Below are 19,977 nucleotides of genomic sequence, written 5' to 3'. Positions count from 1 at the left end.
GCCGGCGGAGGCGGCCAGAAGGACGGAAGCGATGAGGGCGCGCGCCCCCGTCCACCGCGGGGTGCGGCGGCGGACGGGGTGCGGCCTGCGGGGCAGGTGCATTCCTACGACGTCCAGCCGTATCCGACCGAGTCCCGGTGGTGCACCAGGTTCGAGCAGCCGCCGGACCTGGTGTCGTACCAGCTGTAGCCGTAGCCACCGCTCTTGTAGCCGTAGACGTGCACGCTGTGCTTGAAGACGGCCGTTGCGGTGCTGTAGCCGCAGGCCGCCCAGCCGGCGATGCCGAAGGTGGCGAGGACGTAGTACTCGAAGTCGTTGTTCTTGAAGGTCTCGGCGCCGCTGGTGGTCCAGCCTCCGGAGACGGCGCTGAGAACCGGTGACGGCGTGCCGGAGGTCGACCATCCGTCGTACTTGAACTTGTACGCGTTGTTGCGCCCGGTCAGGGATCCTCCGGCGCCGTACAGCGGCCACCGCAGGTTGGTGGTGAGCGAGGTGATGGTGATGTTGACCGGGTCGATCCAGGAGGTCTTGGTGTGGGCGGAGCTGTAGTGCGCCGTGCTGGCGTCGGCCCCGTCGGTCTGGGCCGTGCCGGCGGTGTCGTACGGCGGAGCCAGCGCGGAGACGGCGTCGCTGGCAGCCTCGGTGTCGGTCGCCGTCTGCGGTGTCTCGGCGACCGTGTTGGTGTCGTCGGGGGAGACCAGGGTTGCCTCGGCCGCGGTGGTGATGGACCCGGTGAGGATGCGGTCCTGGCAGGTGGTCGGGTTGAACCCGACTTCTTCCTGGTAGGTCGAGCCGGCCGCGGTGCTCGTCGCGGAGTCGTCGAAGTTGCAGGCTCCGTCGGCGTCCACGGTCCCGTCGATGGTGGTCACCGTGGAACCGGTGACGCCGAGTGCGGTGGCCTGGCCGTCGGTGTAGGAGATCCAGCCGTCCGATCCGACGCTGACGCCGGCCACGGTGGAGTCGGTGGCGCTCGGGGTCGGCAGGGGCGAGAGGCTGGACGAGGCGGTCGCGCTGGCGCTGGAACTGGCCGACGCGGTGGCCGTGGCCGAAGCCGTGGCCGAACTGCTGCCGCAGCCGGGGGTGGCGTCGGGGCGGACGGCGTTGACGCAGGCGGCCGGTGCCAGCACCCGTGCGCTGGCGGCGGGGCTCCCGAAGGCGAGGGTGGACAGCACCACCGCGATGGAGATGGTCGGAATTCCGACGGCGAGGGCCGCGCGACGCTTTTCCCGGGTCCTGACGGCCGAGGAAGGTGCGGCGGGATCGGGATTTTCGGACCTGTGCATGGTTGCTCCCTATTCGAACGAGGCGAAGTGCGGAGTTGAACCCGTGCAGCGAAATCCCGAGAAGGACAGCAAAGGGTGAATTGAGCGCGGCATGCCTCATAGAGGCAGCGAATCCCCGTAATCCCCCGTAATCCCCCGTGTTCCCCCGGAATCTCTTCGGTGATCGTAGGGCCTGGACGTGTATATGACAAGAACTGGATGAGAGTCACGCCGCGCCCGATTTCACTGTCGGCCCGTCTGTGCCGCTACTGCTGCCTAAATCCCTTTTGGCATGGAAAGGCAGTGAAAAGAGAAATCGGCACCCATGGCGGTGCGTCAGGCCGGGCCCAGGTCCACGCAGATCGCGCCCCTGGCCTGTCTGAGCACTGACCGTTGCTCGGGGGAGGGGTCGCCGGCGGAGGCGGTGACGATGAAGTCGATCTCCTCGGGGCCGGCGAAGACGCTGAGGGCGGTGCGGCCGCACTGGGCGGCGGTGGCGAGGACGCAGGTCTGGGCGGCGGCCTGGACCAGGGCGCGGCGGGTGTCGCTGTCGGCGAGCGAGTCGGTGCTCGCGCCGTGCGGGCCGTCGAGGCCGGCGCAGTCCAGGAAGGCCAGTTCGAGCCGCATGCTGCGGAGCACCAGGGCGGACACCGGACCGTGCAGCAGGTCGTTGTCGGGGGTGCGGTAGCCGCCGGTGAGGATCACCGTGGGACGGGCCCGGCCGCGCCCCGAGCGGGTCAGGATGGTGGCGGTGACCAGGGAGTTGGTGACCACGGTCAGACCGGGCAGCTCGCGCAGGTGTACCGCCAGCTTGTGCACGGCGGTCCCGCCGGACAGGCCGATGGTCATGTCCGGACGGGCCTGCCCGGCGGCCGCCGCCGCGATGGCCTCCTGCTCGGCCTGGGGGTGGGTGGCCGTCCCGCTGGGGGCCGCCCTGGGGGCGGGGGCCGCCGCGCGGCGCAGCGGCACCGGATGCCCCTGCCGGGCCAGTACGCCGAGGTCCCGTCGTACCGTGGCCTCCGACACGCCGAGCCGCAGGGCCAGTTCGGCGATGTCCACCTCACCCCTGGCACGGAGCTCGTCCAGGATCGCTCCTTGACGCTGCCTGGGCAGCACCTTTCGCCCCCCGTCGCATTCGGTAACGGCTCTGGTGGTGGTGGCGGGTCCAGTGGGTCCGGCGGGTCCGGTGGCTGCTCTCGCGGCGGAAGCGGTGGCAATCGCGGTCAACCCTTGCTCGAACCGAGCGACAGCCCCGCGATGAACTGCTTCTGCAGCAGGATGTAGACCACCAGGGTGGGCACGGCCGCGATCATGGCTGCCGCCGCGATCAGGTTCTGGTTGCTGACGAACTGGCCCTGGAGGTTGGCCAGGGCCGAGGTGACCGGGCGCTTGTCGCCGGACGACATCAGGGTGATGGCCCAGAAGAAGTCGTTGTAGATCCAGGTCGTCAGCAGGGTGGCCAGGGCCGCCAGCGCCGGACGGCACAGCGGTACCGTCAGCCGCCAGAAGCGGGTCCACAGGCCGGCCCCGTCGACCAGTGCCGCCTCGTACATCTCCTCTGGGATCGACTTCATGTAGTTGCTCAGCACGAAGACGCAGAAGCCCAGTTGGAAGGAGACGTTGATGACGACCAGGCCGGTGATCGAGTTGTACATCAGGCCGCTGTCGCTGAGGAACGACGGCAGCGGGATGAGCAGGTACAACCGGTACAGCGGGGTGATGATGACCTGCTGCGGCAGCAGGTTGCCGGCCGTGAACAGGATCAGCAGCGCCACGTTGACCTTGAGGTTCACCCGGGTCAGCACGAAGGCGACGCCCGAGGCCAGGCCCAGCACGATGACCACGGCCGGAACCGTGATCAGCACCGAGTTCCAGAAGAAGTGCGGCATCCCGGAGGAGCTCCAGGCGTCCGTGAAGTTCTTCAGCGTCAGCGAGTGCGGCAGCGAGACGTAGCCGTACTTGGTGGTCTCCGAGTACGGCCGCAGCGCGATGTAGAGCGCGAACAGGATCGGCAGCAGCCACAGCACCGAGGCGCTGATCAGGAACACCTGAGAGGCGATCTGGCCCCAGGGCCGCGGCTTGTCGCGGCGTCCGGCGCCGCTCGGCTGCGCGGCCCTGACCTGGGGGAGGCTCCCCGAAAGACTGGAGTCGGTGGTCATGACTGCCCCTCACGGCTCTCACTGCGGAACGTCTGGAACAGGAAGATGCAGATCGGCACCAGGGAGATCACCAGCAGCACCACGCCCAGGGCCGAGCCGAAGCCCACCCGCTGGGTCTCGCCGACGATGTTGGAGGTGACCAGTACCGAGAGCAGTTCCAGGCCGTTGATCCCCTTGTTGGTGATGTAGACCAGGTCGAAGGCGCGCAGCGACTCGATGACGGTGACCACCATGATGACCACGTTGATCGGCCGCATCACCGGGAAGATCACGCGCCAGAAGGTCTGCCAGGCGTTGGCGCCGTCCACGACGGCCGCCTCGCGCAGGGTGGGGTCGACGGCCTTGAGGCCGGCCAGGTAGAGCACCATCACATAGCCGGCCTGCCGCCAGGTGGCCTCCACCAGCACAGCCCACAGGTTGAGGTGCGGATTGCCGAGCCAGTCGATGGCGTTGTTGTTGCCGTTGCGTCCGATCACGGTGTTGATCAGACCGAGGTTCTGCGAGTAGACGAACTCCCAGATGATCCCGATCAGCGCCAGCGAGAGCATCACCGGCAGGAACAGGATGCTCTGGTACATCCGGCTGCCCTTGATGCCGCGGTCGATGAGCACCGCGAACAGCATCCCGAGCGGGGTGGCGAAGAGGATGAAGACGGCCAGCCAGATCAGGTTGTGCCGGACCGCCGGCCAGAACTCCGGGTAGATGGTGACGGCCTGGTGGTAGTTCTGGATGCCGTACAGGCAGCCGTTGTTGAGGATGGACGGGACGTTGGGCAGGCAGGCTTTGTTGTGCAGGTCGCCGACGCCGTTCCACTTGGTGAACGAGAGCAGCACGGTGGCCAGTGCGGGGAACCACACGAACGCCAGGTCGAGCAGCAGCGGGATGCCCAGCAGCAGCCCCACCACCACCCGGTCGCGTCCGGAGAGCCTGCGTGTCGGTCGCAGAGCTCATGAGGTGTAGATCGACTTCGCCTGGGCCTCAGCACTCTTCTGCAGCGTGGCGATGTTGCCGGTGCTGGGGTCGTCGATGAACCTCTGGATGATGGAGATCATCGCGTTGGCCATCGCCGGGTCGGAGTCGCGGTCCATGAACTGAGCCACGGCCTTGCACTTGCCGATCTCGGTGACCGACTTCTTCTGGATGGCGTCGTAGGTCGGCGCGGACAGGCCCTGGGCCAGGCCGACGTCCCACTGGTCGGTCTTCAGGAAGTTGGCCTCGGCGGCGCCGGTGCCGATGTACTCCAGGATCGCCTTGGCCGCGTCCGTGTTCTTGGCCTTCTTGCTGAGCATGAAGCCGTCGGTGGGGGCGTCCATGTAGTCCTGGCCGTACGCGGGGTTGATCTCCGGGAAGACGAAGAAGTCCAGGTCGGCGAGGTCCGCCTTGTCGGTGACGTACTGCGCGGCCACCTGGTTGGTGCCCTGGAACATCATCCCGGCCTTCTTCTGCTCCAGGGTCTTCGCCGCGTCCTGCCAGATCCGGCCGTTGGCCCCGGTCTGCATGTAGGGCATCAGCTCGGCCCAGTGCTCGAACACCTGGGTCACGCCCGGGTCGGTCCACTGGATCTCATGCTTCATCAGCTTGATGTGGTAGTCGTACCCGTTGATGCGCATGTTCAGGATGTCGAAGGTGCCCAGGGCCGGCCAGCCGTCCTTGTCGGCGAAGGCGAACGGGATGAGCCCGTCCGACTTCATCTTCTTGGCCAGCGCCAGGTACTGGTCCCAGGTGGTGGGGACGGTGTAGCCCTTCGCGGTGAACACGCTCTTGTTGTAGAAGACCACCCACGGGTAGTTGTACAGCGGCACCAGGTACTGGTGCCCGTCCAGGCCGGTGGAGAGCGCCTTGGCGGCGGCGTTGAAGTTGCCGCCGATCTTCTCCCAGACGTCGTCGATCGGCTGGGCCAGCCCCTGCGCCGCGAAGTACTGCATGCGGTAGCCGGCGAACCAGGTGAACAGGTCGTCGGGGGTGCCTTGCAGGTAGGCGGTGATGTCGGTCTGGAAGGTGTTGTGGTCGACCGTGTTGATCTTGATCTGGGCCCCGGTCGCGGCGGTCGCCGCGGTGCACAGCGCGGCGAAGGCGGACTTGACTCCGGGGTCGGAGTAGTTGGATCCGAAGGACACGGTGCCGCTGACCGCTCCCGAGGAGCCCGACGATCCGGTCGAACTGCCGCTGCTGGGTGTACCGGAGCCCGAACCCGAGGAACTGCAGGCGGAGACGAGTCCGCCCGCGACGGATATTCCGGCGACGCCGGCCAGTCCCCTGAGCAGGGTTCGACGGCTTGGTGACATCCCTGCGTCCGACATGGTGCCTCCATGAGTGGTGGGAGTGCTGCGTGGCATGCGGAGAGGCGAAAAGGAACACAAACGCACAGCGCCTGTGTCCATCGGCGACGACTGTGGAGGGGGTGTGGAGGGAGTTGGGGAGAGCTGCCTGAATCGACGGACCTGATCAGCCCGTTAAGGCCGATCGGTTTCTAACATAAGTCACCAGGATGAAACTTGTCTCGACCGCACGGGTAGTTCTACGGCAGTTGGTCAGGGGCGTCAACGCCCCGTTCCGGATGCGTTGCGAGACCGTGATGTGCCCAGTGGATGAATGGGCTGTCAAACGGGGATGAAGGTATGAACAAGATCAAACGCGTTGGCGCACAATGCACCAACGCGTCTGCGGTCCGATCCTGCTGATGCGGACTCAGTCGGACGTCCCCCAGGGGTCGTTGGCGGGACGCCGCAGCAGTGCGGGGCGCAGCCCCGCGTCGGGAGGGTCATAGGTGCGGTGGAAGACCGGAGTGGCCGAGCCGGACAGGGGCGGGACGATCCAGCTCCAGTCGGCGGGCACGGAACGGCCGTTGCGCCGCTCGCGCTCGATGTGCGCGAGGAAGCGCGCGGACTCGGTGTGGTGGTCGGCCATGGTGACGCCGGACTCGTGGAAGGAGTGCAGTACCGCCAGGTTGAGCTCCACCAGGGCGCGGTCGCGCCAGAGGCTGCGGTCGCTGGCGGTGTCCAGGTCGAACAGCGCGGCCACGGAGGGGAGCAGGTCGTAGCGGTCGCTGTCGCCGAGGTTGCGCGAACCGATCTCGGTCCCCATGTACCAGCCGTTGAAGGGAGCCGCCGGATAGCTCACCCCGCCGATCTCCAACCTCATGTCGGACACCGCGGGAACCGCGTACCAGCGCAGGCCGAGTCCGGCGAAACCGGAGTGGTGCGGATGCCGCAGCTCCACCTCCAGCAGGGCGTCCTCGGGGAGTTCGTAGTACTCGGGGGTGCGGTCCGGTGCTGCCTGGACCAGCAGCGGGAGCGGTTCGAACTCCTCCTTGCCGCCCTTCCAGCCCAGGTTCCGGGCCAGGGTGAGGCGTTCGGCGCTGGCGGGGTCGTCGGCGTAGCGCACCAACTGCTCGCTGAGCAGTCTGGCGCCCGGGCGGCCCGGCCGGTCGGGCGCGAAGATGCTGATCACCGGACGGATCCGGCCGCCGTTGCCGGCCAGCCGCAGATGCTCGAAGCTCTGCTCGGCGATGTCGTCCGGGTGCCGCAGGTGCCGCAGGTCGCGGACCACCAGGCTGCGCCAGTACAGCCGGCCGATGCAGCGGGCGGCGTTGCGCCAGGCGACCCTGGCGCCGAACACCAGCTCGTCGGTGGTGTGCTCGTAGGTGCCGTAGGACTCGATCGCCCGGCGGACCTCGCGTCGGCGGCGTTCGGGATCGCCCGAGTCGGGGTTCTCCTCGGCGAACTGCCTGATGAAGGCATCCGCGGCGTGGACGCGTTCGGCCAGCGCGGGCGGGCGGCGTCGCCCGACCCCGGGGTGCGATGGAATGGTGCGTTTGAACAGCAAGGAACATCCCTCCCGCCTCATGGGTACCTCAAGTGACCGGCTGGACGCGGAGAGTGTCCGATTGTCCGTACGGAGGGACGTTTCAGCGGCTAGGGTGCTGTCCGAAGTGGCCTCCCCGCCGTGACGGCCGGGGCCGGTCCCGCTCGGCCGTCCTGACCTGCGATTAAGCAGTTGGCTGCGGTCCGGGATCGATGGTCGTATAGAGGCCATGACCAAGATGGACCATGACGAGGTACTCGCCCTGTTCGACCGCCGGATGCGTCGGGAGGCAGCGCCCGACAGCCCCGGCGCCGTCGTCGAACGGGTCGGCGACGTGCTGCGCCAGACCGGCGGCGGGGCGGACACCTGGGCCGGTGTGCTCTGGTCGGACCTGACCGGGTCCACCGCCGACGCCGCCATCGCCGAGCAGGTCGCCCACGCGAAGCGGCTCGGCCGCGAGTTCGAGTGGAAGCTGTACGGGCACGACGGCCCGGCCGATCTGGGTGAGCGGCTGCTCGCGGCCGGATTCGAACCCGAGCCGACCGAGACGCTGATGGTCGCCCCGGTGGCCGGGCTGCCCACCGACGCCCGACTGCCGGAGGGGGTCGAGCTGCAGCGGGTCACCGACGCGGCCGGGGTGGAACAGGTGGTGCAGGTGCACGCCGAGGTGTTCGGCGGCGGCGCCGACCGGATGCGGGCCCGGCTGCTGACCAGGCTCGCCGAGGACCCCGACACCCTCAGCATGGTGGTCGCCGTGGCGGAGGGGGAGCCGGTCTGCGCGGCGCGGATGGAGCTCTACCCGGGCACCGGCTTCGCCGGGCTGTGGGGCGGCGGCACCCTGCCGGCCTGGCGGGGCAAGGGCATCTACCGCGCCCTGGTCGCCCATCGGGCCCGCGAGGCGGCCGCCGCCGGCTACGAGTACCTGCAGGTCGACGCCTCGGACCTGAGCCGTCCGATCCTGCAGCGGCTGGGATTCGCCGCGCTGAGCACCACCACCCCCTACCTGCTGACCCCGTGAGGCTGCGGCACCCGACCCAGGGTCAGGGCGCCAGCACCCCCAGCAGCCGGGCCACCTCGGCGGCCACTGCGTCCCGGGCCGGTCCGAGCCAGCGGCGCGGGTCGACCAGGGCCGGGTCGGCGGCCAGCGCATCCCGTACCGCCTCGGTGTAGAGGCGGTTGAGGTGGGTGGAGATGTTGACCTTGCGCATCCCCGCCGTCACCGCCGCCGCCATGGTCGCGTCCGGCACCCCGGAGGAGCCGTGCAGCACCAGCGGCACCGGGACCGTCGCGCGCAGGGCCTCGATCAGCGGCAGGTCCAGCGCCGCCTCCCGCACCGTCATGGCGTGCGAGGAGCCGACGGCGACGGCCAGCGCGTCCACCCCGGTGGCGGCGACGAACGCGGCCGCCTCGCCGGGGTCGGTGCGGACCCCGGGGGTGTGCGCGCCGTCCTTGCCGCCGATCTCGCCCAGCTCGGCCTCCACCAGCAGGCCGCGGTCGTGGCACCAGTCGGTGATCTCGCGGGTGGCGGCGACGTTCTCCTCCCAGGGGAGGGTGGAGCCGTCGAACATCACCGAGCCGAAGCCGCAGGCGGCGGCCTCCTGGATGAGCTCGAACCCGGTGGCGTGGTCCAGGTGCAGGGCGGCCTGGGTCGGACAGGCCCGGGCCGCCGCCCGCACGGCCGCGGCGATGGGGGCCAGCCCGCCGTGGTACCCCACCGCGTTCTCGCTGATCTGCAGGATCACCGGGGCCTTGGCCTGCTGCGCCCCGGCCAGGATGGCCTCGGCGTGCTCCAGTTGGATGACGTTGAACGCGCCGGCGGCGAAGCCGTCACGCTCCGCGGTGCGGAGTATCCGGGCGGTGGGTGTGAGCGGCATGCGGTCGAGCCCCCTGCTGTCTGTTCTGATCAGGTCGGTTCAGGTCTGCGTGTGCGTCAGCGGTCTGCGTGAAGGCCCGGGTGAGGGCCTGAGTACGCGTCAGACGCCTTGAGCAGTTCGCGGTAGAGCGCCGGGTCGTAGTCGCCCGCGAGTGGAGCGGCCACGGCCGCGGCGGCGAGGGCGGCGGCGTCCGCGGTGGCCCTGGCCCAGGGCAGTCCCTCGGCCAGGGCGATGGCGAGCGCGGCGGTCGCCGCGTCCCCCGCGCCGGTCGGATTGCCGTGCACCCGGCGCGGGGCCGGGGTGTGCCAGCGCGACCCCGCGGTGCTGCCGAACAGCCCGTCGGCCCCCGCGGTGACCACCGCCGTCACGGCCCCCAGCTCCCGCAGCCGGTCCGCCGCGGCGGCCGGGTGGGCGGCGCCGGTGGCCCGGCGGGCCTCCTCGGCGTTGGGCTTCACCAGCGCGGGGCGTCCGGCCAGACCGGCCAGCAGGGCCTCGCCGTCGGCGTCCAGCACCGCCGGGACGCCCAGTTGTGCGGCGCGGCGCAGCAGCAGCGCGTAGGCGTCCACCGGAACGCCCGGCGGCAGGCTGCCGGAGACCACCACCACCTCGGCCTCCGCCAGCGCCGAGGGGAAGTCGTGCTCGGCGAAGCGGCGCCACTCGGCGGCGCTGATCTCCGGTCCCGGCTCCCAGAGCCCGGTCACCTCGCCGTCGTCGGCCACCACGGCGACCGTGCGCCGGGTGGCTCCCTGAACCGGTGTCAGCCGGTGCGGCAGGCTGGAGGCGTCCAGGTCGTCCCGCAGCGCCTGCCCGGAGGGGCCCCCGGCCAGGCCGGTGACCAGCACCGACCGGCCGCGGGCCGCCAGCACCCGGGCGGTGTTGACGCCCTTGCCGCCGGCCCGCTGGGCCACCGAGGCGACCCGGTTGGTGTCTCCGGGCCTGAGTGCGTCGAGACGGTAGGTGGTGTCCAGCGCGGCGTTGAGGGTGACGGTGACGATCATCAGGCGTCGGCGCCCGCGGCCGACCCCGGTGCCGCGTCGGCGAGCACCACCGACCGGGTCAGGTGCTGCGGGTTGTCGACGTCCCGGCCCAGTTTCCCGGCCAGCGCGACACCCAGCCGCTGCACCCGGACCAGTTCCGCCACTGGGTCCAGGGTCGGTTGCTCCAGGTGCGCACCGGTGGCCGCGACCTGCTCGGCGAGGCCGTCCGGCAGTTCGCCGAGGCTCCACACGGCGCGGCCGGGGCGGGCCACGCTGATGGGTCCGTGCCGGTACTCCATCGCCGGGTAGGACTCGGTCCACCAGGCGGCGGTCTCACGGACCTTCAGGGCCGCCTCGCGGGCCAGGCCGTAGCTCCAGCCGCGGCCGAGGAAGCTGATCTGCTCGGCGTCCAGCAACTCGGGTGCGATCGGTGCGGTCAGCGCGATCGCGCCGTCGGTGACCACGGCGTCGGTCTTCTCGCCGAGGTGGGCCCGGAGCAGCAGCAGCTGGGTGGTCGGGAAGCGGGTCTGCACCACCGAGCGCTCGTCAGCGAAGTCCAGCACCACCAGGTCGTCGGCCAGGTCGACGACCGGAGTGGCCGGGTCGGCGGTGATCGCGGTGGTGGCCACCGTGCCGCGCACCTCGGCGAGCAGTTCCAGCACCTCGGTGGTGGTTCCGGAGCGGGTCAGCGCCAGCACCCGGTCGTAGCGGCGGGCGAAGCCATGACCCAGCGGGGCCTCGGAGGCGGCGAAGGCGTCGGTCTCGCCGTGGCCCGCGGTCTCCCGCAGTGCGGCGTAGGCCTGGGCCAGGAACCAGGAGGTGCCGCAGCCGACGACGGCGACCCGCTCGCCGTGGCGGGGGAGCAGCGGTGCGAACTCGGGCAGCCGGTCGACGGCCTGCTGCCAGCAGTCGGGCTGCGAGGCGATCTCTTGCGCGGTCCAGGACATGTGGGCGGGCCCTCCCCAGAGAGAACAGCTGATCAATACTGCTCATTGATTGCTTGTTTCAAGCAGAAATGAGCATACAGGTGCAGCCCGGAGACGGGAACACCCCGCCCGGCGCAGTGCCGGACGGGGTGTCAGTGGAGGCTACGGGTCAGAACGGCGCCGAGCCGTCGGTCGGCGCCGGTACGTCCGCTGCCCGGGTGGAGACGGCCGCGGCCCGGGTCGTGGAGCCGCCCAGGTCGCGGTGGACCGCGAGGGCGACCCGCTCGATGGTGGTCTCGCCGTAGGACATGGTGCTGTTGTTCTGGGTCAGCACCGCGAGCCGGTAGTCGCGGCCGTTGCCGGTGACCGTGCCGATGCTGTGCACCCGCCAGCCGTGGGTGGCCCGGGGCAGCCAGCCGTTCTTGTTGGAGACCAGCGTCCCGCCCGGCGCCCCGTACGGGACACCCCACCGCTGCGACGGGGTGACCTGGGACATCAGCTTCAGCGCATAGGCCCGCCAGGTGGCGTTGAGCGCGTCGTGGTGGTCGGTGAAGGCGTCCAGCAGGTGCACCTCGTCGCGGGCGGTGATCTGGGTCAGTCCCCAGAGGTCGCCGGAACCGGGGTGGGTGCTGTGCATCTGGGCGAGGTTGAGGAACGCCTGGAAGCGGGTCCGGCCGACGCTGTTCCACAGGTTGGTCGCGGCGGTGTTGTCGGAGTGGGTGATCATCGCCCTGAGGTTCGAGGTCTCCCAGGAGGTGAGTCCGCGGTGCTGCTCCTGGGCCCGGCGCAGCACCGTGCCCATGATCGCGGCCTTGACCACGCTCGCGGAGTCGAAGTGGGTGTAGGCGTTGTAGGTGCAGAAGACGCCGGTGTTCTGGTCGTACACCGAGATGCCGACCTGGTCGCTGCGGCCTGACAGGGCTGACTTGATGTCACGGGAGAGCTTGGCGGCCACGGCGGCGTGCTTGGCCGGCGCCGTGCAGATGGGAGCGGCGGCCGCGGCGGAGCCGGCCGCGGCGAGCGGCAGCAGCGCACCGAGGGCGGCGCTTCCCACCAGGGCGGCCAGCAGTCGCCGGGAGCGGGACGGGCGGGTCGGGGGTGCAGAGGCTGACGGCACGCGGGCTGACGGCGCAGGGGATGGGGGCACAGGGGTTGAGGGCACAGACGGGACCCTTCTGTGAAGCCGATGGGAAGAACTGGTGATCAGTCTGCTCGCATTTTCTTCCAGGATTGTGCAGACTCGGCCAAACAGTCCCTGATTCCCGACCTCTGACGGACCGCCTGCTGACGGGCCGTCCGATCCCGTGCGCAGAGCACGCTCTGACGGGTACTCGGATCCGGGTGCCCCGGGTCAGTCCTTGCGGCCGGTGACCGCCACGGTCAGTCCCAGGCCGATCATGGCCAGCCCGCCGGTCCCGCCGACCAGCGAGAGCCGCCGCGGCGAGCGTGCGAACCAGGAGCGCGCGGTGGAGGCGACCAGCCCCCACAGACTGTCGGACACCAGTGCGATACCGGTGAACACCAGCCCGAGCAGCAGCAGTTGGATGGTCACCCGGCCGCTGCTGCGGTCGGTGAACTGCGGCAGCACGGCGGCGAAGAAGACCATGGTCTTGGGGTTGGCCACACCCACCACGAAGCCCTCCCACACGGTCCGCGGGCCGCCGTGCGGTGCCGGGGCGTCGGCCTCGAAGGCCTCACGCAGCGAGCCCCGGTGGCGGATCGCCTTGATCCCGAGGAAGACCAGATAGCCGGCGCCGGCCAGCTTCAGCGCCGTGAACAGCAGCACCGAGCGCTCCACCAGCGGTCCGACCCCCATGGACACCGCCACCACCAGCACGTACGCGCCCACGGTGTTGCCCAGCACCGACAGCAGCGCGGTGCGGCGTCCGTGCGCGAGGGCCCGGCCCACCACGAACAGCACGCTGGGGCCGGGTATCACGATCAGCAGCAGCGACACCGCGGCGAACGCGGCCAGCCGGTCGACGGACGGCACAGGAACCTCCCGGAAGGGCCCCTGGCGCGGCGCACCACTGCGTACCTACTCCGGGGGCAGCTTGTCCATGTACTTCATGGCGTTCACCACGTCCAGGACGGTGAGGCTGTCGGCGGGACCCACCGGCGCGAACACGTACACCGTGCCCGAGTTCGCGAAGTTCAGGTTCAGCTGGATGGTGTCTCCGGCCTTGGGAACCCGCTTCAGGTCGCTCAGCAGCATGTGGTCCGCGGTGGCTTTCAGCGTCACCGACCCGTGCGCGGGGACGGTGATCCACGGTAGCGAGGCGGGCGAGGAGGCGTCCACGAGATTAATCGTCCCGGCCCACGGGCTGGACGCGCCCACCAGCCGGTCCGGCGTCCCGCCGTTGTTGCGGATCGTCACATAGGCGGAGAGCGTGGTGGCACCGGCTGCCGGGACGTCCAGGTGCGCGCTGCTCATCCCGATCAGCGCGGGCGAGGCGACCGCGGTGGCCGCCGTGGCCGGCTGGGGAGCGTTGCGCCCCCACAGCAGCAGCACCACGGCGAGCGCCACCAGCACCGGGGCCTGCAGCTGGAGCAGCCGCCGCAGCCGGGCCGCCCCGCCGCGCTGCCGGCGGCCGCGGGCCTCCAGCAGCGCGGCCTCCTGCTCGAGCGCGGCGAGTTCCAGCTCCTCGGCGTCTGCCTCGGCGTCCATGCGCGCTGCTCCCTGCTCGGTCGTCCTGCCCGGTCGCCCTGCCCGGTGCGTCGACTGCTCGCCCGACTGACTGCCGGTCCGACTAGTAGCCCGACGGCCAGGTGAAGTCCTTGTACGGGGTGACGGTACCGACGTCGAGCTGGATCTTCTCGTACGCGGTCAGCTTGATCGCGGTCGGGTCGCCGGTGTACTTCTTGCCGTCCACGAAGACCGTCACGGTGCCCTTGTTGGGGCCGACCTGGGTGGTGCTCAGCGGCTGCTTCCACAGGTCGAAGAAGTTCCCCAGGGTGTACTCCTGCTTGCTGGGGGACTCGACGTGGATGACGCCGGTCTCGTCGTGCGTGTGCAGGAAGTAGAACTTGCTGCCGCCGCTGACGAAGGCCGAGGAGCCCGAGCCGCTGAGCGAGTACGGGGGCATGATGCCGACGCCGTAGGGGATGTTCTTCTGCACGCCGTTGACGTAGATCTGCAGGTGGGCGTGGATGTGGTAGACCGTGGTCTCCATCGAGTTGCTCTTGACCACACCGTCCACGGTGTCACCGGTCGACTGGTCGGCGGTGGTGGCGAGCAGGTTGCTGCTCTTGTCGATCGACGGGTCCGACGCCTGCTTGGCGACCGCGGCCTTGGCGTTGTCCTTGTTGGTGCTGGAGATGGCGAAAGTGGCCGCGGTTCCCGCACCGGCGAGGACGACCACTCCGGCCACGACCCACGAGATCGTGATCCTGCGCTGGCGACGGGCCTCGATGCGGCGCTGCTCGGCGATCTTCGCCTGGGCTATACGGCGCCGGTCGGCGTTCGACGGCTTCTTCTGTGTCATCGGTCCTCAGTAGCTTCCGGCTTGCCCTGGAAACAGCGTGTACGGTCCCCGCGGCGGTCACGTTAGTAGGTGCGCTGCTTAGCGTCCCGTAAGTGTGCAGCTCAAAGCTGAGACGATGATCTTATTTTGTACCGATATGCACCATATAAGAAAATTACAGCTTGGTAACGGCGCGAGGAGATCGGCCGCCCCGGCCCGCCCGGCGGCTCAGGTAACAGGACGGTGAGAACTTCCGTGCGGGTCGGCGCAGTGGCCCGGGGACGGGCCGTCGGCTCCCGGCTTTCCAAGCACGCCGAGTTGGAGCAGTTCCGGGGTGGCGTGGTCGACCTGCAGGGTGCTGTGCTCGATCCGGTGGTGCTCGCGCAGGGTCCGCTCCAGCCGCAGCCGCACCGCGTGGCAGTCCTGGTCGCCGCGGACCAGGACGTGTGCGGACAGGGCGGGGTACCCCGAGGTGATCGTCCAGACGTGCAGATCGTGCACCTCCACCACCCCCGGCACCGCCGCCAGCTCCGCGCCGATGGCGTCCGGGTCCAGCCCCGGCGGCGCGGCCTCCAGGAAGATCCGTCCGGACTCGCGCACCAGCCCGTACCCGGCGTGGAACATCAGCCCGGCCACCACCAGCGTCGCGATCGCGTCGGCCCGGTTGAAACCGGTCAGCATCACGACCAGTCCGGCCAGGGCGGTGGCGATGAAGGCCCAGGCGTCGTTGAGGATGTGCTGGTAGGCGCCCTCGACATTGAGGCTGCTGCGGTTGGCCCGGGAGATCAGCCAGGCGGCCAGGACGTTGACCACGATCCCGACCAGCGCGGTGACCAGGACGATCCCGCCCTCGACGGAGGGCGGGCTGACCAGGCGGCGGATCGCCTCGTAGCTGAAGACCGCGCCCAGGCCGAGCAGGGTGATCCCGTTGGCCTGCGCCGAGAGGATCTCCGCGCGTTTGAAGCCGAAGGTGAGCGCGCCCTTGGCGGGCCGCGCGGCCAGGCTCATCGCCACCAGGGCCAGCACCAGCGAGGCGGCGTCGGTGAGCATGTGCCCGGCATCCGAGATCAGCGCCAGCGACTTCGCCAGCACACCGACGATCACCTCGCCGAGCATGAAGGCGGCGATCAGCGCGAGCGCGGCCTTCAGGTACCGCCGGTCCGCGTCCGCGGAGACGCCGTGGCTGTGGCCGGCATGGCTGCCGTGGTCGTGGCTGTCGTCTTGACCGTGGCTGTCGTCGTGCTCGGGGTCGTCGTGATCGTGTGCCCGGCCGTGGGCGCCGCCCTCGGCATGACCGTGGCCCGGCTCCTGATGCGCCTGCTCGCGGATGGGGCTCACCGGTTCCTCCTCCGTTGACTTCGATCACCACGATACCCGAACATATGAAAGATCCTTCATGTGTTGCCTGGATCCGCGTGTTGCCCTCGCCGGCGGCCAAATCCGCTCGCGACTGCCGGGGCACCCGTCCTAACGTTTCCGCCATGGCCACCACTCGACCGATGGTCGCGGTCCTCAGCGGCGCGGGCTTCTCCACCGACTCCGGCATTCCGGACTACCGGGGCCCCAACGGTCTGTGGCGTCGTGACCCTGAGGCGGAGAAGCTCGTCACCATCAGCGACTACCGGGCCGACCCGGAGGTGCGCCGCAAGGCCTGGCTGATGCGGATCGAGGTCGGCATGCTCGCGGCCCGCCCCAACGCCGCCCATCGGGCCCTCGCCGAACTGGAGCAGGCGGGGCTCCCGCTGCGGGTGCTCACCCAGAACGTCGACGGCCTGCACCAACTGGGTGGGGTGAGCGAGCGCAAGGTCGTGGAACTGCACGGCACCGCCCGCAGGACCCAGTGCCTGCGCTGTCGCGCCTACGGCGACATGGCGGACGCACTGGCCCGGGTCGGAGCGGGCGAGCCCGACCCCGACTGCCGCGCCTGCGGCGGGGTGCTGAAACCGGCCACGGTGATGTTCGGCGAGCACCTCGACCCGGAGGTGCTCGGTCAGGCCCGTGCGGTCGCCGCCGCCTGCGACCAGCTGCTCGCCGTCGGCAGCTCGCTGCAGGTGCACCCGGCGGCGGGCCTGGTCGACATCGCCCTCGCAGCCGGCGCCAGGGTCACCGTCGTCAACGCCGAGCCCACCCCGTACGACGACCGTGCCGCCGAGGTCATCCGCGAGCCCATCGGCACGGCCGTCCCGGCGCTGGTCCGACGACTCGTCAGTTCGGCGGGGGAGTGACCGGCTGCGCCGTCGCGGGATCCGGTGTCTGGGTGGTGGTGGTCTGGAGGGTTCGGACTGCTGAGGCCGCGCGGAGGACCCGGACGTCGCGGACGGCGAGCATGGCCAGGGTGCTCAGCATGATGATTCCGGCTGCGCCCAGGAGCGTGCCGCGGACGCCGAAGGCCGAGGCCAGCGGACCGACCGTGACCTGGGCGAGCGGGATGGCGACGAAGGAGCCCAGCATGTCGTAGGAGTAGACCCGGGCCAGGCGGTCCGCCGGGATCTCCTGCTGGAGAGAGGTCTCCCAGGCGATGCCGAACTGCTCCAGGCACATCCCGCACAGGAAGGCGGCCACGGTGAGGGCGTAGACCGGGACGCGCAGCGCCAGTCCCAGCGGCAGCGTCACCTCGGCCGCCACGCAGACCACGCCCACCAGCAGCAGCCGACGCGGGCGAAGCCTCAGCGCGACCAGTCCGCCGACCACCATGCCCGCCGTCTCGGCGGCGAGGACGCCGCCCCACCAGGAGCGGCCGAAGGTCGCGTCGGCGACCGACGGCCCGAGTACGGAGGTGGCACCGACCAGCGCGGCATTGATGAAGCCGAAGGCGACCACCACCACCCACACCCAGGTCCGGGCCGTGAACTCCCGCCACCCGTCCCGTAGTTCGCCGATCAGGCTGCTGCCCTCCGCCGGCCGGGCCGAACCCCTGGGCACCCGTACCCGCAGGAAGAGCAGCGCGGAGAGCAGAAAGCTCAACGAGTCCGCCGCGAGCCCCCAGCCAGGGCCCACGACGGCCACCAGCACCCCGCCCAGGGAGGCTCCGACGATCTGTGCGGCATTGCCGGCCATGCTGTTGAGCGCGTTGGCCGACTGCCGCAGCTCCTCCGGAACGGTCTGCGGCACCAGGGCGGAGGAGGCCGGCAGCGCGAACGCGGCGAAAGTGCCGTTCGCGGCGGAGAGCACGAGCAGGGTCGGGATGCTCGCCGAGTGGGTGAGTACGAGCGCGGCGACCGCCGCCTGGCTGGCCGCGCTGAGGACCCCGGAGCCGACCATCACCAGGTGCCGCGGGAGCCGGTCGGCCACCACGCCGCCGAAGAGCAGGAAGACGACATTGAACAGCGACCGGGTGCCCACGACCAGCCCGAGGTCGTTGACCGATCCGGTGAGGTCGAGGACGGCGAACGCCAGCGCGATGGGGGCGACCCCGCTGCCCAGGGTGTTCACCCAGCGCCCGGCGACGAGGAGGCGGAAGGCGGGATGCCGGAGCGGGGCGAGGGCGGAGCGCGGGTCGACGGGCATCCGGGCACGATGGCCCGGACCAGGGACGGACGTCAATGGGATATCGCCGGAACCCGGCCTTCAGCTGCAGGTCACCCATTGACGCCCTCCGGACCCGCCGATACCTTCACATCAACAAACTGTTGAAAGTGTGGAGGGCTACGCGATGGCGCGTCATGACGACCCGGCGAACGGTGCGGGGTACGGCACGACTCTTTCCGACGCGGTACGGGAGGAGGTCGACGGCGCCCTCGCCGAGGTCGACGCGGAGCTCTCGCGCCGCTACCCGGGCGAGCCGAGCACCCGTCAGCCCGTCCACACGGTGTACGTGCCGGCCGACGCCCTCGCCGGGACGGGGGTGGGCGAGCTGGTAGACGACTGGGGACGCCAGGCCCTCGCCCTGCTCGACCGGCACGCCCCCGACGCGGCCACGCTGGCCGGAATCGTCGGCCGCCCCGCCGACCAGCTCGCCCAGGAGGTCTACGACCGGGTCCGCGCCAAGCTCGAACGCGAACCCGTCGAGGACCTGCGCATCGACTTCGAGGACGGCTACGGCCCCCGCCCCGATGCGGAAGAGGACGCCGCAGCGGTAAGGGCGGCCCGAGCGGTGGCGGCGTCCGTGGCGGACGGGACGGCTCCGCCGTACGTCGGCATCCGGATGAAGTGCATGGAGGCGGCGGTCCGCAGCCGCGGTATCCGTACCCTCGACCTCTTCCTCACCGAACTGCTGGCTGCGGGCGGCGGCGGGCTTCCGGAGGGGTTGCTGCTCACCCTCCCCAAGGTCACCTACACCCAGCAGGTCGACGCCATGGTCAGGCTCGTCGAGGACTTCGAGCGGGCGGCCGGACTGCCGGCCGGTCGCATCGGCTTCGAGATCCAGATCGAGACCACCCAGTCGATCCTCGGCGCCGACGGCCGGGCGACCGTGGCCCGCATGATCGACGCCGCCCGGGGCAGGGCCACCGGACTCCACTACGGAACCTTCGACTACAGCGCCTCCTGCGGTGTGGGCGCGGCCTACCAGAGCATGGAGCACCCGGTCGCCGACCACGCCAAGGCCGTGATGCAGGTCGCCGCGGCCGGAACGGGCGTCCGCCTCTCCGACGGCTCCACCAATGTGATCCCGACTGGTGACGCCGCCCAGGTCCGCGACGCCTGGCAGCTCCACCACCGGCTGGTCCGCCGTTCGCTGGAGCGTGCCTACTACCAGGGCTGGGACATGCACCCCGGCCACCTGCCGACGCGCTACGCCGCGGTCTACTCCTTCTACCGCGAGGGCCTCGACCAGGCCGCCGCCCGCCTCAGCGCCTATGTCTCCCGACGGGGAGGGGACGTCATGGACGAGCCGGCCACCGCCAAGGCGCTCAGCAGCTATCTGCTCCGCGGCCTCGACTGCGGCGCGGTCGACACCGCCGAGGTGGAGAAGGCCGCGGGCCTGGACCGGCAGCAGCTGAACGCCCTCGCCGGCCGCTGAGGCTGAACCGCTGGGGCGGATTTGCAGTGGGGCTGCCGCTGCCGTAACGTTCTGCGAGTTGCCCTGCGGACAGCGGTGGCGGCGAAACCCCTGATGAGACGGCATGGCTCTTCTTTGGCATGCCGTTTATCGGGAAAACGGCGGAATTGGCTCGGACCGAGAAATTCCGCTAGAGTTTCACTCGTCGGAACGGGCCGGAAACGGTCTGGTACGGTGGAAAACGAAGGAAGCGCCCGGAGGGCTGGTGTGAAAGCCGCTCGAAGGAAGCGTCCGTACCTTGAGAACTCAACAGCGTGCCAAAAGTCAACGCCAAATGTTGATACCCCGTCCGCCCGCAATTCTGTGGGTGGTCGAGGTTCCTTTGGGAAAACAGTTTTACATTTATAGCGAGGACGCAGTGCACGAGGTCGGCTATTCCGCTGACTGTCGTGCCGCTCTTGCGTGAGACATTCACGGAGAGTTTGATCCTGGCTCAGGACGAACGCTGGCGGCGTGCTTAACACATGCAAGTCGAACGGTGAAGCCCTTCGGGGTGGATCAGTGGCGAACGG

Annotated in this window: 18 protein-coding genes and 1 rRNA gene; 4 read left to right on the top strand and 15 right to left on the bottom strand. The window is 70.1% G+C overall.

The window, feature by feature from the left end; genetic code table 11:
- Positions 1 to 104: 104 nt before the first annotated feature.
- The 6 genes from ABUW04_RS15035 to ABUW04_RS15010 all read right to left on the bottom strand — a co-directional run bounded on the left by ABUW04_RS15035 (position 105) and on the right by ABUW04_RS15010 (position 7,186).
- Complete coding sequence (locus ABUW04_RS15035; protein WP_380565071.1) at positions 105 to 1,283, bottom strand: hypothetical protein; 1,179 nt, start codon at positions 1,281 to 1,283, stop codon at positions 105 to 107.
- Positions 1,284 to 1,598: 315 nt separating this feature from the next.
- Entirely contained in the window at positions 1,599 to 2,378 is a 780-nt protein-coding gene (locus ABUW04_RS15030; protein ID WP_380565069.1) for a DeoR/GlpR family DNA-binding transcription regulator, read from the bottom strand.
- Positions 2,379 to 2,485: 107 nt separating this feature from the next.
- Positions 2,486 to 3,421 carry a carbohydrate ABC transporter permease gene (locus ABUW04_RS15025; protein ID WP_051726657.1) on the bottom strand — a complete coding sequence of 312 codons (936 nt, stop codon included), beginning with the start codon at positions 3,419 to 3,421 and terminating at the stop codon, positions 2,486 to 2,488.
- Positions 3,418 to 4,365, bottom strand: coding sequence for a carbohydrate ABC transporter permease (locus ABUW04_RS15020; protein WP_051726656.1), 948 nt, complete (start codon positions 4,363 to 4,365; stop codon positions 3,418 to 3,420). Before ABUW04_RS15020 ends, ABUW04_RS15025 begins: the two co-directional genes overlap by 4 nt.
- A gap of 3 nt (positions 4,366 to 4,368) precedes the next feature.
- Positions 4,369 to 5,706 carry an ABC transporter substrate-binding protein gene (locus ABUW04_RS15015; protein WP_380565637.1) on the bottom strand — a complete coding sequence of 446 codons (1,338 nt, stop codon included), beginning with the start codon at positions 5,704 to 5,706 and terminating at the stop codon, positions 4,369 to 4,371.
- 403 nt (positions 5,707 to 6,109) lie between these two features.
- A complete protein-coding gene (locus ABUW04_RS15010; protein WP_380565636.1) occupies positions 6,110 to 7,186 on the bottom strand; it encodes a nitric oxide synthase oxygenase in 1,077 nt (358 codons plus the stop codon).
- 277 nt (positions 7,187 to 7,463) lie between these two features.
- Between ABUW04_RS15010 and ABUW04_RS15005 the strand changes: the two genes are divergently transcribed.
- A complete protein-coding gene (locus ABUW04_RS15005) occupies positions 7,464 to 8,243 on the top strand; it encodes a GNAT family N-acetyltransferase (protein WP_030266999.1) in 780 nt (259 codons plus the stop codon).
- A gap of 22 nt (positions 8,244 to 8,265) precedes the next feature.
- Here the strand turns inward: ABUW04_RS15005 and ABUW04_RS15000 are convergent, their stop codons facing one another.
- The 8 genes from ABUW04_RS15000 to ABUW04_RS14965 form a co-directional block, all read right to left on the bottom strand.
- Positions 8,266 to 9,099 carry a class II fructose-bisphosphate aldolase gene (locus ABUW04_RS15000; protein ID WP_380565068.1) on the bottom strand — a complete coding sequence of 278 codons (834 nt, stop codon included), beginning with the start codon at positions 9,097 to 9,099 and terminating at the stop codon, positions 8,266 to 8,268.
- 56 nt (positions 9,100 to 9,155) lie between these two features.
- A complete protein-coding gene (locus tag ABUW04_RS14995; protein WP_380565067.1) occupies positions 9,156 to 10,097 on the bottom strand; it encodes a 1-phosphofructokinase family hexose kinase in 942 nt (313 codons plus the stop codon).
- A complete protein-coding gene (locus tag ABUW04_RS14990) occupies positions 10,097 to 11,023 on the bottom strand; it encodes an SIS domain-containing protein (RefSeq protein WP_380565065.1) in 927 nt (308 codons plus the stop codon). Before ABUW04_RS14990 ends, ABUW04_RS14995 begins: the two co-directional genes overlap by 1 nt.
- 148 nt (positions 11,024 to 11,171) lie before the next feature.
- Positions 11,172 to 12,119, bottom strand: coding sequence for a serine hydrolase (locus tag ABUW04_RS14985; RefSeq protein WP_380565063.1), 948 nt, complete (start codon positions 12,117 to 12,119; stop codon positions 11,172 to 11,174).
- Between the two features lie 234 nt (positions 12,120 to 12,353).
- A complete protein-coding gene (locus ABUW04_RS14980; protein ID WP_380565061.1) occupies positions 12,354 to 12,995 on the bottom strand; it encodes a LysE family translocator in 642 nt (213 codons plus the stop codon).
- 45 nt (positions 12,996 to 13,040) lie between these two features.
- On the bottom strand, positions 13,041 to 13,670 hold the full coding sequence (locus ABUW04_RS14975; protein ID WP_030266984.1) for a copper chaperone PCu(A)C: 630 nt from the start codon (positions 13,668 to 13,670) through the stop codon (positions 13,041 to 13,043).
- 82 nt (positions 13,671 to 13,752) lie between these two features.
- Entirely contained in the window at positions 13,753 to 14,487 is a 735-nt protein-coding gene (locus tag ABUW04_RS14970) for a hypothetical protein (RefSeq protein ID WP_380565060.1), read from the bottom strand.
- Positions 14,488 to 14,694: 207 nt separating this feature from the next.
- Complete coding sequence (locus ABUW04_RS14965) at positions 14,695 to 15,795, bottom strand: cation diffusion facilitator family transporter (RefSeq protein ID WP_380565635.1); 1,101 nt, start codon at positions 15,793 to 15,795, stop codon at positions 14,695 to 14,697.
- Positions 15,796 to 15,947: 152 nt separating this feature from the next.
- Here ABUW04_RS14965 and ABUW04_RS14960 point away from each other — a divergent pair, with 152 nt between their 5' ends.
- The gene (locus ABUW04_RS14960; protein ID WP_380565058.1) at positions 15,948 to 16,691 is read left to right on the top strand and encodes an SIR2 family NAD-dependent protein deacylase; all 744 of its coding nucleotides are present in this window, start codon (positions 15,948 to 15,950) and stop codon (positions 16,689 to 16,691) included.
- On the opposite strand, the gene ABUW04_RS14955 is transcribed toward ABUW04_RS14960, so the two are convergent.
- Positions 16,672 to 17,973, bottom strand: coding sequence for an MFS transporter (locus ABUW04_RS14955; protein ID WP_380565056.1), 1,302 nt, complete (start codon positions 17,971 to 17,973; stop codon positions 16,672 to 16,674). The two genes, ABUW04_RS14960 and ABUW04_RS14955, sit on opposite strands and share 20 nt — an antisense overlap.
- A 145-nt stretch (positions 17,974 to 18,118) precedes the next feature.
- Between ABUW04_RS14955 and ABUW04_RS14950 the strand changes: the two genes are divergently transcribed.
- Positions 18,119 to 19,426 carry a DUF6986 family protein gene (locus ABUW04_RS14950; protein WP_380565054.1) on the top strand — a complete coding sequence of 436 codons (1,308 nt, stop codon included), beginning with the start codon at positions 18,119 to 18,121 and terminating at the stop codon, positions 19,424 to 19,426.
- A 449-nt stretch (positions 19,427 to 19,875) separates the two neighbouring features.
- Positions 19,876 to 19,977, top strand: a 16S ribosomal RNA gene (locus ABUW04_RS14945); the annotation flags it as partial.

Source organism: Streptacidiphilus jeojiensis, from assembly GCF_042510965.1.
Lineage (GTDB): Bacteria > Actinomycetota > Actinomycetes > Streptomycetales > Streptomycetaceae > Streptacidiphilus > Streptacidiphilus jeojiensis.
This window is presented reverse-complemented; position numbering and strand designations above follow the sequence as displayed.